This is a genomic window from Methylomonas rapida, assembly GCF_024360925.2.
GTDB lineage: Bacteria > Pseudomonadota > Gammaproteobacteria > Methylococcales > Methylomonadaceae > Methylomonas > Methylomonas rapida.
In genome coordinates this window covers 504,204-516,703 of the sequence record NZ_CP113517.1, presented here as the reverse complement: position 1 = coordinate 516,703, position 12,500 = coordinate 504,204, and the positions used below count along the sequence as shown (strand labels likewise).

At 53.5% G+C, this 12,500-nt stretch carries 13 protein-coding genes; 7 read left to right on the top strand and 6 right to left on the bottom strand.

Annotated elements, in window-relative coordinates:
* Positions 1 to 13 precede the first annotated feature (13 nt).
* The gene (locus tag NM686_RS02395; RefSeq protein ID WP_255190350.1) at positions 14 to 373 is read left to right on the top strand and encodes a SirB2 family protein; all 360 of its coding nucleotides are present in this window, start codon (positions 14 to 16) and stop codon (positions 371 to 373) included.
* Between the two features lie 181 nt (positions 374 to 554).
* Positions 555 to 956, top strand: a complete 402-nt coding sequence (locus tag NM686_RS02390; protein WP_255190349.1) for a septal ring lytic transglycosylase RlpA family protein — start codon at positions 555 to 557, stop codon at positions 954 to 956.
* Positions 957 to 1,025: 69 nt separating this feature from the next.
* On the opposite strand, the gene NM686_RS02385 is transcribed toward NM686_RS02390, so the two are convergent.
* Positions 1,026 to 1,691: a Bax inhibitor-1/YccA family protein gene (locus tag NM686_RS02385; protein WP_255190348.1), complete on the bottom strand. Its 666-nt coding sequence runs from the start codon at positions 1,689 to 1,691 to the stop codon at positions 1,026 to 1,028.
* A gap of 123 nt (positions 1,692 to 1,814) precedes the next feature.
* Between NM686_RS02385 and NM686_RS02380 the strand changes: the two genes are divergently transcribed.
* The 3 genes from NM686_RS02380 to NM686_RS02370 are packed head-to-tail and all read left to right on the top strand — an operon-like array spanning position 1,815 to position 3,456.
* The gene (locus tag NM686_RS02380; RefSeq protein ID WP_255190347.1) at positions 1,815 to 2,231 is read left to right on the top strand and encodes a group II truncated hemoglobin; all 417 of its coding nucleotides are present in this window, start codon (positions 1,815 to 1,817) and stop codon (positions 2,229 to 2,231) included.
* A gap of 2 nt (positions 2,232 to 2,233) precedes the next feature.
* Positions 2,234 to 2,977, top strand: a complete 744-nt coding sequence (locus NM686_RS02375; RefSeq protein WP_255190346.1) for a M48 family metallopeptidase — start codon at positions 2,234 to 2,236, stop codon at positions 2,975 to 2,977.
* A complete protein-coding gene (locus NM686_RS02370) occupies positions 2,974 to 3,456 on the top strand; it encodes a protein disulfide oxidoreductase (protein WP_255190345.1) in 483 nt (160 codons plus the stop codon). The genes NM686_RS02375 and NM686_RS02370 overlap by 4 nt, the downstream gene beginning before the upstream one ends.
* Positions 3,457 to 3,687: 231 nt before the next feature.
* Here the strand turns inward: NM686_RS02370 and NM686_RS02365 are convergent, their stop codons facing one another.
* On the bottom strand, positions 3,688 to 4,794 hold the full coding sequence (locus tag NM686_RS02365) for an ISAs1 family transposase (protein ID WP_255187025.1): 1,107 nt from the start codon (positions 4,792 to 4,794) through the stop codon (positions 3,688 to 3,690).
* Between the two features lie 84 nt (positions 4,795 to 4,878).
* On the opposite strand from NM686_RS02365, the gene NM686_RS02360 reads away from it, so the two are divergent.
* Together NM686_RS02360 and NM686_RS02355 are read left to right on the top strand one after the other, a co-directional pair.
* Positions 4,879 to 8,142: an EAL domain-containing protein gene (locus tag NM686_RS02360; protein ID WP_255190344.1), complete on the top strand. Its 3,264-nt coding sequence runs from the start codon at positions 4,879 to 4,881 to the stop codon at positions 8,140 to 8,142.
* 135 nt (positions 8,143 to 8,277) lie between these two features.
* Entirely contained in the window at positions 8,278 to 8,793 is a 516-nt protein-coding gene (locus NM686_RS02355) for a DUF5658 family protein (RefSeq protein WP_255190343.1), read from the top strand.
* Between the two features lie 62 nt (positions 8,794 to 8,855).
* Here NM686_RS02355 and sixA read toward each other — a convergent pair whose 3' ends face one another.
* The 4 genes from sixA to NM686_RS02335 all read right to left on the bottom strand — a co-directional run bounded on the left by sixA (position 8,856) and on the right by NM686_RS02335 (position 12,450).
* Positions 8,856 to 9,335: a phosphohistidine phosphatase SixA gene (gene sixA / locus NM686_RS02350; RefSeq protein ID WP_255190342.1), complete on the bottom strand. Its 480-nt coding sequence runs from the start codon at positions 9,333 to 9,335 to the stop codon at positions 8,856 to 8,858.
* A 61-nt stretch (positions 9,336 to 9,396) separates the two neighbouring features.
* Positions 9,397 to 10,605: a 2-octaprenyl-6-methoxyphenyl hydroxylase gene (ubiH, locus tag NM686_RS02345; RefSeq protein WP_255190341.1), complete on the bottom strand. Its 1,209-nt coding sequence runs from the start codon at positions 10,603 to 10,605 to the stop codon at positions 9,397 to 9,399.
* Positions 10,606 to 11,916 carry a Xaa-Pro aminopeptidase gene (gene pepP / locus NM686_RS02340; protein WP_255190340.1) on the bottom strand — a complete coding sequence of 437 codons (1,311 nt, stop codon included), beginning with the start codon at positions 11,914 to 11,916 and terminating at the stop codon, positions 10,606 to 10,608.
* A 9-nt stretch (positions 11,917 to 11,925) separates the two neighbouring features.
* The gene (locus NM686_RS02335; RefSeq protein WP_255190339.1) at positions 11,926 to 12,450 is read right to left on the bottom strand and encodes a UPF0149 family protein; all 525 of its coding nucleotides are present in this window, start codon (positions 12,448 to 12,450) and stop codon (positions 11,926 to 11,928) included.
* Positions 12,451 to 12,500: the final 50 nt, after the last annotated feature.

The following is a 12,500-nucleotide window of genomic DNA, read 5'->3' as shown; positions in this document are numbered from 1 at the left end:
ACTCATCGACACCATGCTCAAAAATCTGCACCTGCTGCTGGTTACGCTGGTTTTCATCAGTTTCGTCGGCCGCGTTCTGCTCGCCGAATTCAAGCCAGCGATTTTTCAGCAAAAATGGCTGAAAATCGCACCACATGTCATCGATACCTTGCTGCTGATGACGGGTATTGCGCTCGTATTCCAAGGCAACTGGCTGACAGCCGATTACGGATGGATAGTCGGCAAGCTCATGTTATTGATCATTTATATCGGCTTGGGCATGGCAGCAATGCGTCATCGAGGCCCAAAACGCTGGCTCGCGGCAACGGGCGCGGTAATCTGCTTGCTTTACATCGCAAAAATCGCCATCAGCAAAAATTTTTTCGGGTTTTAATAAAAAATTCATCTTCAAACCACTACTGCCAATACCCGCTCACACGGGGGTTTTCGGCAACCGCTGTTGCTTAAAGGCAACATTTGATGCGCATTAGAGACAGACAGAGGGTTGCCAAATGCCGTCTAGCGGGTTAACCTGAACCCTCTTTTATCATTTACTATACGTAAGGAGGTAGAGGATGCGAAAGAAAAACCGATGGATGGTCAAAGCCATGCTTTCAGTTTCGTTAATATCCTTTAATTCAATCAGTCTTGCCAAAGTTGAAAAGCAAGAACTAACCCAGGTCCGAAAAGAAGGGACCGCTTCATTCTACAACGACAAATATCATGGCCATGCCACAACCAGTGGAGAAGCTTATGATAAAAACGGCATGACCGCGGCGCACAATTCGCTGCCCATAGGCACCCGGTTACGCGTTACCAACCTGAAAAACAATCGCAGCGTGATTGTCAAAGTCAATGACCGACTGCATCATCCAAGCAGACGTTTAATTGATGTTTCAAAAAAAGCAGCCAAAGAGCTCGGCTTTGTTTCCGCCGGACTCACTAAAGTAAAAATTGAAATTTTAGGCATGGCTTAAAATTTGACTTTTTACCTCACACAAAAAAGCCCGGCCTAGCCGGGCTTTTCATTTAGGCCGATTTATGGCTCATTCATCGCCGCCAAAGATACCCAATAACTGCAACAGGCTGGTGAACAGATTATAGAGCGATACATACAATGACACAGTCGCCATGATGTAATTGGTTTCTCCGCCGTGGATGATCTCACTGGTTTGGAATAAAATCATGCCGGACATCAGCAAGACGAACATCGCCGAAACCGCCAGACTCAAAGCCGGCACGGAAAACAAGACGGCGGCCAAACCAGCAAAAAACGCCACCAATACACCGACCATCAAAAAACCCGCCATGAAGCTGAAGTCTTTGCGAGTCGTCAATGCGTAAGCGGACAAGCCCAAAAATATCACGCCGGTACCGCCCAATGCAGTCAGAATCAACTGATGGCCATTGCTGAACGCATGAACGTACATGTTCAGAATGGGGCCCAGAGTCATGCCCATAAAACCGGTCAGCGCGAACACGAACAAAATGCCCAAGGCACTATTACTAAACTTGCTGGTTAAAAACAGCAGGCCAAAATAACCGACCAATGTAATAATCAACCCCGGATGCGGCAGATTCAAGGTCATGGCCACAGCCGCCATCGCGGCACTGAACAACAGCGTCATCGACAGCAATAAATAGGTATTTCTGAGAACCTTATTGGTCTCCAGAATGCCCGCTTCCGAGCGAGCGATGGTGTTTAAACGCATGGTAATGTCCTCCTAGTGATGGATAAGTAAACGTTAGGACCTTGCAATGGCGTCAGAGTTTCCAAAAATTGCAGTCCATAACCCTAGTATAAACAACAAACAGCCAAGAGAGCGTAAATACCGATGTCAGCACAAACGCCCTATGATTTTATAGGCGGAGAACAGGCCATTCGCAGCCTGGTCGACAGATTTTATTTTTACATGGACATTTTGCCGGAAGCACAAGGCATTCGCGCCATGCATCAACCCAATCTGAACTCGGCCAAGGACAAACTTTTCAAATTCTTGTCCGGTTGGCTGGGCGGACCTAACCTCTACATCCAGGAATTCGGCCACCCGATGCTGAGAATGCGCCACTTCCCGTTCAAAATCGGCGAAGCCGAACGCGACCAATGGATGCTGTGCATGAACAAAGCCCTGGCCGAAGTTCCGATGGACCCGCGCTTGCACACCAACATCACAAACGCGCTGCAACAACTGGCCACGCACATGATCAACCAAGAAACCGAATCGCCGAGTACCGCAGACGATCGAAGTTGAATATGCAAAACAATCTGCCAACCGGCGATAGCGCCCCGCTGCCTTATCGATTGCGCCGCAGTGAACGCGCGAAGAAAACCCGCATCGTCGTCAGAGCCAATGAAGTCGAAGTCGTCGCTCCATTGCAAGTTTCGGAGTGTCGCATCAAAGCCTTCGTCGATGCCCAGCAAGACTGGATAAGAGCAGCCCTGAAACGCATCCATCAACGCGCCGGCCAGGTCAACAGCCTGGCACCCGCGCAATACACGGACGGCGTGACCGTACCTTATCAAGGCCGGCAAATCCCGTTGACGATCAAGCCGACTTCGGCCAAAACCGTACGCCTACAGCTGTTAGCCGAGCCACAATTTCTGGCGTATTTACCCTCCATGCATCGCGATAACGGCTCCGAACTGATCAAACGGTCTTTGGAAAACTGGATGAAGCAACAAACGCGGCACCATGCAATGCAATTGATCGCAAAACATGGACAACAGCACAATCTCGTGCCACGCAACCTGCGCATCAAAACCCTGAAGAGCCGCTGGGGCAGTTGCGGCCCGCAAAACGACATCAACCTGAATTGGCTGCTGATGCTGGCACCGCCGGTTATTCTGGAATATGTCGTCGTGCACGAGCTTTGCCACATCAAGCACAAGAATCACTCCAAGGCATTCTGGCAGTTGGTCGGCGAGCATATGCCCGATTACCTTGAGCACAGACACTGGTTGAAACAAAACGGCGCCAGCCTGATGCAAGGACTATGATGCTGAAAAAATCGGCGTTCTATCTATTCGCGCTCTTGTTCATTTTTGCCGGCCAATTTCTGATGAACCGGAATCTGGTGACAGGAAAGCCACCGCCGATCGAACAAAACACGCTGGACGACCGCTCAGTCATGGCGCTTTTCGCGCAAGGCCCGGCCTTGTTGTATTTCTGGGCGGAATGGTGCGGCGTCTGCCGAGCCATGCAGGACAACATCAGCGCTGTCGCGCGCGATTATCCCAGCGCCACCGTCGCCGTGCGTTCCGGCAACCGCGAGCAGATTGCGACCTATCTACGCAAAAATCAGTTGCAATGGTCAGTGGTCAACGACCACGACGGCGCCATAGGCCAGCGTTACGGTGTCCGCGCCGTACCGGCGCTGTTCTTCATCAATCCCCAAGGCGACATTGTTTTCACCAGCATGGGCTACACCAGCGAATGGGGCTTGCGCATCAGATTGTGGCTCGCAAGCTTGCTTTAACCTTGGAATGGGTGTATTAAACCCCACAAAAACGTGGCTATTCAGCAAACACACGTTCTCGTCAAAAACCTATCCATCATAAGATCGTGTCCGACCCAAATTCCACCAGCACTCTACGCCTAGGCCTCATGCCTCCCCTGACTGGACTGGTGAGCATGTATGGACTTGAGATCGTCAGGGCCGCCCAAATAGCCTGTAACGAAATCAACCAGCACGGCCAGGGCAATCGCGCTATGTTGCAGATGTTCCGAAGAGTAATTTAAAGCGATAGTTATCGTTCAAACATGCTCGCAACTTGCGGCGCTTCAAGCTGTCTTTAGTAGGTCCGTTATTTCGTAGTAAATTGAGTGCCATCCGTCGCATCAACGCCAAGTTTTCGGCGGAATGATCTGTTCTGGCGCGATTCGCATCTTCGCCAAACTGCACATCCAGCACCCAGTGCTGGGAATTTTCTATCGCCCAATGCTGCCGTACCCCTTCGGCAAAGCGCTGCAAATCCGTAAACGAACACAAATAGTAGCGACACTCAACCGAGGTCTTGTCACCGAGGGTGCGAATCGATTCAACCCGACCAATGGCTTGTAGCCCGGCCCAGTCAGGTTTTTGCGTCAACCAAGCAATCTCGCTACTCAAGCTGTAACGGCGTATTTCCAGGCGACCGTGATCTTTGTCGATGGTTTCGTAGACCGGTAAGCGGTCGTTGGCATTTTCAGTATCCAGCCACAACCTGACATCCTCGCAAAGGTTCGGATGATTATCCTTCAGTGCCAACACGTAATCCGCTTGCGCCGTAACGATGGTTTTCGCAATGGCTTTTTGACAACCCATGGCATCGATCGAGATCAGAGCTCCTTTGATGTCCAACATCGACAATAAATCGGGGATCGCCTTGATTTCGTTAGTCTTCTCATCCACCGCCTGTTGCGCCAACACCCAACGCGCTTCAGCCGCAAAGGCGCTCATCAAATGCACGGCCTTATCCCCTTCGCGGCTGCCGCGCAAGGTCTTGCCGTCCAAACAGACTTGCTGTCCTGAAAGGCTTGGCAATGCCGCCTGCACCCAACGTTGAAAGGTCTCGGCAAACGCTTGGGGATTCAGGCGGCCCAAGACATTACTCAGGGTATCGTGCGAGGGAATTCCATTCGGTAATTCCAAAAAGGTCCGCAGCCAATCTTCTTTTTCTTCGGCAAACTCTTCCATGCCGACCCAATCCTCGATGCCGCTCAATACTGCGCATAAGACGATCATCACGATATCCGTGAGTTTGTGGAGTTTGTTTTTGCCCTCTCGCCGCGGGTCTGTGAGGTCAGCAAAATAGGGGGTTGGATCTGGGAGCATCTGGGATATTAGGCAAAATCGCTATACTAAACCCCTTGCCCGTGCAAGTGCTACAAAGCGCGATTGCCCTGCCAGCACGGCGGCGTGCTGGGCCGACCACTGGAATTGTGCATCGAGGACGACGGCAGTCTGCCGGGTACCGCCGTGCCGGCGGCATTGAACCTGGTCAATAATCATCACTGCGTCGCGCTGATAGGCAATTTATTGTCGAACTCGCGCATTGCCGTTGCCCATCAGGTAGCGGAACCGCTGCAAGTGCCTTATTTGAACTTTTCTTTTTACGAAGGCAGCATTTCCAATCGTTATTTCTTTCACTTTGCCGCGCTGCCCAACCAGCAAATCGAAAAAATGATTCCTGCCATGGCGCAACGCTTTGGCTTGAAAATGTATTTTGCCGGCAGTAATTACGAGTGGCCCCGCGGCTCGATAGCCGCGGCCAAACAGGCCCTCAGCCGCCTGGACGGCGACGTGGTGGGCGAAGATTACTTGCCGATCAACGCGGAACCGCGGGAGATCGAACAACTGCTGCAAAAAGTCGCGCGCTCCGGCGCCGATGTATTCGTGCCCTATTTTGCCGGCGGCGATCAAATTGCCTTATTGAACCGCTTCAGCGAGCTCGGGTTAAAACAACGCATGGCCGTGGTCATGGGGCATTACGACGAAGCACTGGCGCAACAATTGCTGCCCGATGTACGCGAGGGCTTTTTTTCCAGCAACACCTACTTCATGACGCTGGACACTCCGCAGAACCACAGCTATCTGCAAAAACTCGCGGCCATGCCAGGCGTGAACGGCATCTGGCCGAACGGCAATGGTGTGGTGACCAATTTTGGCGAAGCCACTTATCTATGCGTGCATGCTTTTGCCGAAGCCGCGACTCGCGCCGGCAGTGCCGACGCCGAAGCCTTGGTCGACGCCCTCGAGCGCACGACCGTGCTCGGCCCGCAGGGCTGGGTGCAAATGGATGCAAAAACCCATCATGCCTGCGTGAACACCTATTTGGCCCGCAGCAACCGTGACGGCAGCTTTAGCATTATCGAACGCTTCGGCAACAATCCGCCCATCATCCCCGAGCGTTACAACAATGAACGGATCGAACCTCAGGAGATAGCAACGTCATCAACGCTGCTGGATCAAGTCAAGGCCGAAGCCGAGGCGAGCCTGCGCAAGCTGAACACGGCACATCAGATTTTATCCATAGCCGACATGGCAATTCTGGCCACCGACGAAAACGGCATCATCCAGCACGCCAACCCGCAAGCCTGTGAAATGTTCCTTTATAGCAGCGAGGAAATGGCGGGCCTGTCGGTGCATTTACTGGTACCGCCGCACCAAAGGCAACGGCATGTCGAAATGGTGCGGGGCTTCGTGCTAGGCCAAGAAACCGAACGCCCGATGAGTCGACGCGGGGAGGTGACGGGCTACCGCAAGGACGGTTCGTTTTTTCCGCTGCAAGCATCGATAGGCAAATTTCGTAACGGCAGCCAATGGATGCTGGTCGCCACGATGCGCGACATCAGCGAGCAAAAACGCATCCAGTCCGATTTACTGTGGCAGGCCACTCACGACAATCTGACCGGCCTGCCGAATCGAAACCTGATTCGGGAGCGCCTGGATCATGCCCTACAGCGCAGCCGGCGCCAGGGTTTGAGTCTGGCTTTGTTGTTCGTCGATCTGGACGGATTCAAGCTGATCAACGACACCTATGGCCATCAGGCAGGCGACAATTTATTGAAGATTCTCGCCAACCGTCTGATTGACGTCGTTCGTCCCGGCGACACGGTAGCCCGATTGTCGGGCGATGAATTTGCGATTCTCTGCGAACAGCTGGAGCAACCGGCCACGATTTCCTCATTAGCCGAACGTATCAACCACACCCTGCGGCAGCCAGTCGAATGCGACGGCCATTCTCTGTATATCAGCGCCAGTATCGGCATTGCCGTGGGCCACGGCTCCACCCATTCGCCAGACGACTTGCTACGTTCGGCGGACACCGCGATGTACGAAGTCAAACAGCAAGGCCGGGATGGTTGGCATTTTTTCAGCAGCAGCCTGGAAGAAAAGGTCAGAAAAAAACTGTCGATTACGCAGGGTTTGCGAATGGCGATCGAACGGGAAGAATTATCGATCCGTTTTCAGCCCATAGTGGACGCCAACAGTAACCGTATCGTGGCCGCCGAGCTCCTGTTGCGCTGGCATCCGGACGAGGGTGAAATTTCTCCGGCCGTTTTCATTCCGATTGCGGAAATGACGGGCATGATCGTACCGATCGGAGCCTGGGTTTTTGCCCAAGCCTGTCGCGCGGAAGCGGAATGGCGCCAACGCTGGGGCGAGAATGCCCCAGCCTATATTTCCGTCAATGTATCGGCGCGGCAACTGAACGACAAAAATCTGCTGGCCGACATCGAGAAACTGGTGACCCGCTATAATGCCGATCCGAAGCGGATTTTGCTAGAAATCACCGAAACCTCGCTGATGGCGGATATCGAAACCAATCTGCGCATGTTACGCGGCTTGGCCAACCTGGGATTCCGGGTAGCCGTCGATGATTTCGGCACGGGTTATTCATCGCTCGCGCAATTGACACGCCTGCCAGTGAATGTACTGAAAATCGACAGGGCGTTCGTCGATGGCATAGAAAATCAAACCGAGAGTCGCGCCGTGGTCAGAGCCGTTATCGGTCTCGGCCGGGCGCTTGGTCTAAAGATGGTCGCGGAGGGCGTGGAAAACCAGGCTCAGTTATTGGAACTACGCAATTTCGGTTGCGATTACATTCAGGGCTATCTGTTTTATCGTCCACTACTGGAAGATCAGTTCATCGAGGTTGTCGAGCGTGAATCATCCCTCACGCCCACGGACGCGGAACCGCCTATTTTTTTCCTGCTATATACCAGCCAAGCCTCGGCGCCACTCGATCAGCTCCAAATCAACAGTCTGCTGGAGCAAACTCGCGCCTCCAACAGCCGTCACGGCATAACCGGCTGCTTGTTGCATCAGGATGGTTTTTTCATGCAATACCTGGAAGGCGAACGAGAAGCCGTGCAAAACCTGTTGGACATCATCAAAACCGACCCCCGACACCACGGCATCGACATCATTGTCCAAGGCAACGAATATCACCGCATGTTTCCGGAATGGAGCATGGGATTCAAGGAACTCGACAATCACCTCGATAAAATAAACTTTACGCAACAGCCCAGACGCCGGTTCAGCCTTGCGGAATTGGCCGAAGACCCTCGCACCAGTTATATTTTCATCACCTCCTTTCGCGAAAATAACCTAAGTCAAAGGACTTGTGCGACGCTTAATACCCCGTTACAAATAACTTGCCCCTTTGGAAAAAGCTAAAGCCTTTTCACTCCAGCCGCAATTCGGGAATGCTTAACGGATTCTGGAGGATGAGACCCTCATCACAGAAGTATTGTTAGCCACAAAGGGACATTTAGTATAAGCTAATATTCAAAGCACTCCAGGAGACTGCTCATGCATACTACCAATCAGCAAATCCAGCGCAGTATCATCAAGGCAAACCGGGAGTGCATGAGCATGATTCGAAGTTTTCACACCCAGCTCAAACGAAACTACCGACAACCCCTGGCGCAAAATCGGCAGCTCAAACTCATGCCGGCAAAAATTGGTAACAATGGCCTTGCAACCCTAACCAGTACCACTCGGCAAACGACCTCCAGGGATTGTGCCAACGCCTTGTTGCTGGTTTTGTTTGGCCTGTTGCACATGGCCGACGGCATCATCACCTATCTGGGCCTGAAGTTCAGCAGCGTCGACGAAGCCAATCCGGTTTTGGTTTTCTTTGCCGACCAATTCGGGCTGGGATATTCCATCACGGCGATGAAACTGATGTGCATTGCCGTGATCGCCTACCTGTTTTTCGGCAGGCGCAAAATAAAAAGCCGCTTGAGCACCGCGACGCTGACGGGCGCCGTGACCTTTTATTGCTGGGTCGTTAGCAACAATGTTTTTCTGGTCGTGAACGCCTAGTCGCCGGCGAAAAACCATCTAGCCGCGTAATCGCTTCCAATCCGAGAACGAGCGCTCTCGCCTTAATCCATCAAGCCACAAGGTATGGTCCAGAGCAGTTGTCCCGCCTGGTTGCCAGAAAAATCCACCGCTATCCGTGTCAGCGACGCTTTTTTGATCAGGAAACGCGCCGCCGGCACATCGAGCAAATGACCGATCAATTCCGAGAAATCGGGTTCATGCCCCACCAGCCAGACATCGTTCACGCCTGCCTGGGCCAGTTTTTGCAGTTCAGCGGCGATGCCGGAAACGGTCGCGGCCGGCCCCAGCCAATCGACGAGGCACACGGGCGGGCAATCCGGTAATTGATTTTTCAGCGTGGTTGCGGTTTGTTCCGCGCGTCGTAACGGGCTGGAGAATAACGCTCCAGGCAGCAAGGCGTTCTTCCGGCAGAAGTCGGCCACACGCTTGACTTGATTTTTGCCTTTCTTGACCAGCGCCCGGTCGGCATCCACTACTGTATGCGGCTCCGCGGTCGCATGTCGCAAACAAGTAATCAGCATGAAGACCTCCTTACACGATAAATTAAGCAAAGAAAAAGGCGTATCGGCGCAATTGACGCATTTACTGCTTATCCAGCTTGGGCAGAGGCTTGGCCAGTCCCATCGCATGCCGAGTCAAAAGCGTTTTCGCAAAAGGCAAGTGATCCAACAGCGTCAAGCCGGTGTTACGCAACGCGGCAACCGGCAGCCAATCGTTGGAAAATATCCGCACCACATGGTTGGTAAAGCCGATGATTTTGTCATGATCCTGACGCCGCTGCCTGGCATAGTCGCTTAACAATTCTTCGGCTCCGGGATCGCTATGCAGCTGTCGCTGCTTGATCAACATATCTGCCAACTGCGCCACATCGCGTATACCCAGATTAAACCCCTGCCCCGCCACCGGATGCAATTGATGCGCGGCATTGCCTATGATCACGGCGCGCCCGGAAATCATCCGTTCCGCCCGAATCAAGTTGAGCGGAAACGCGCGCCGTGGCGCCACCAGTTTCAGCGCGCCGAGTCGATAGCCGAAACAGGCCTGCAATTCTGCTAACAATTCGGCCTCGCCACTCGCCATCAGGGCTTCCGCCTGTTCGTGCTCGCGCGTCCACACCACCGCGGCCCGTTTTCCCGCCATCGGCAACAAAGCCAACGGACCTTGTTCGGTAAAACGCTCGTAGGCGGTATTTTGATGCGGCAACATCGACTCCACCGTAGTCACCAACGCCGTCTGTCCGTATTCGATCACCTCTTGCGGAATGTCGAGCAGCTTGCGTACCGTCGATTGTCCACCATCCGCGCCCACCAACAACTGCGCCGTCAAGTTCAGTGACTGTTGTTGCTGTTTCAAACTCACATTGACCGCATCGTTGCCGGACATCAGGCCCACGACCCGAGTTTCATAAAATCGGCTTATCCCGGCCTGTTCAACCAAATCCGCCAGATGATCCTCGAGGTCGCGGGCGGCAATCACATAGCCCAGCGCCTCCACCCCCTGTTCGGTCGCCGACAATCGGGTTTTACCGAAATGACCACGGTCGGAAATGTGTATGTTTTTGATCGCGGTGGACTTATCGGCCACACCGTCCCACACGCCCAACATTTGCAACACTTGCACGGTGCCTGCGGCCAGCGCCAGCGCTCGGTCACCGGCCGGCGACTCGTGGAGCTGCCGGTGGCTTGCCGCCTCGACCACGACGATGTTCAGACCACTGTCTTTCAGCGCCAGCGCCAGGCAGTTACCGGCCAAACCGGCGCCAACGATGATCAAATCATAATGGTGTTGCATTTAACCGCCCTGCATCAGCGCTTCGATGTCTGCTATGCTTTTCGGCACGCCGCCGGTCAAAATCTCGTGACCGTCCTTCGTGACCAACACATCGTCCTCGATACGGATGCCTATGCCTCGCCATTGCTTGTCGACGCTTTCGCAATCGACCGGCACATACAAACCCGGTTCGACGGTCAATACCATGCCCGGCTCCAGCAAGCGCCATTCGTCCTTGATCTTGTAATCGCCGACGTCGTGCACATCCATGCCCAGCCAATGGCCGATGCGATGCATGTAAAACTGTTTGTATTTTTCGTCCTTGATCAACTTTTTGACCCGCCCCTTCAACAGCCCCAATTCGAGCAAACCCTTGGTCAAGGTTTCCACTGACGCGTCATGGGCCTTGTTCCAGGGCACGCCGGGTTTGATTTGCTCCAGCGCGGCAGCCTGAGCATCCAGCACCAGCTGATACAAAAGTCGTTGCGGCTCGCTGAATTTGCCGGAAACCGGAAACGTGCGGGTAATGTCCGAGGCGTAATGATCGCATTCGACGCCGGCATCGATCAGCAGCAAATCGCCTTTGTGCAGTTTGTCCTTGTTTTCGGTGTAATGTAGCACGCAAGCATTCTTGCCGCCGGCGACGATGGACGGATAGGCCACGGACCTCAAGCCTTCCTGGATGAATTCATGCACCAGCTCGGCCTCGATTTGATATTCGTAAAGGCCGGGCTTACAGGCTTTCATCGCCCTGACATGCGCGCGCGCGGAAACTTCCGCCGCATGGCGCATCAATTTGAGTTCTTCGGGACTTTTGAACAAGCGCATCTCATGAACCACATGCTCGAGGGACACCAGTTCGCCGGGCGCGGAAATACCGGTACGCGATTGCTTGCGGATATGATTGATCCATTCGAGCAACTTGTGATCCAGCTCGCTATCCTTGCCCATCGGGTAAAACACCTTTCCCTTGTTTTCCAGCATGCCCGGCAAGATGTCATCGAGATCGGCTATCGGAAAAGAATCGTCGGCCTCGTAATATTTGGTCGCCCCCTCCAGACCGGCATGGGCGCCTTCCCACAAGGCTTTTTTCTCGTCAAACTCGCGGCAAAACAGCACATATTCACCCTGTTCGCGGCCGGGGATGAACACCGCCAAGGCTTCAGGCTCGTTGAATCCCGTCAGATAGAAAAAATCGCTGTCCTGGCGAAAGGGATAATGCACGTCGCGGTTGCGGGTGCGCTCCGAAGCGCTGGCAATGATGGCGATATTGCCCTTGCCGATTTGCTTCATCAGCGCGGCGCGGCGTTTCTTGAATTCGGCTTGTTTCATCGACCCTCCTTAGTGCAATTGCGCGTTTTTGTCTTCGCTGAATAAATCCCGAACCGTCAGCACCGCGGCACGCAGATATTCGTGAATCTCCAGCAAAGCCGCCTCGTCTTCCTCGCCTTCGACATCGCTATCGATCTTGGTCAGCTCGACGATGTCGCGCATGACTTCCGCGCTGTCGCCCGGCCAATCGGCATTCGATTGCGCATATCCGACGCCGAACAAAAAGCCCTCGCACCAACTCCTCAGTGCCTCCACTTGTTCATTCAACGGCTCGTCATCGTCCGGCAGGAATAAATCGAAGGCAAATTCTTCGGTTTCAGGCTCCAGCAAATCCCGCGTGCGCTCAAACAAATTCAGCAACAAGGATTTGTCATCATCGGGTAACGCATGTTCGTCGGCAAACAACTGATGCAGCCAGTTGGCGGCATCAGCCTTTACCTCGACACATAACATGCCTACCGCGACACCATGGGCCTCGGCCGCGCCGACATCGGCATCGTGTTTCTCCAGAATTGCATTGACTGCCTGATACATGACCTTCCTAACTATTTCACTGTGTTTGAGCTGTTTAAAACCGGCGCTTA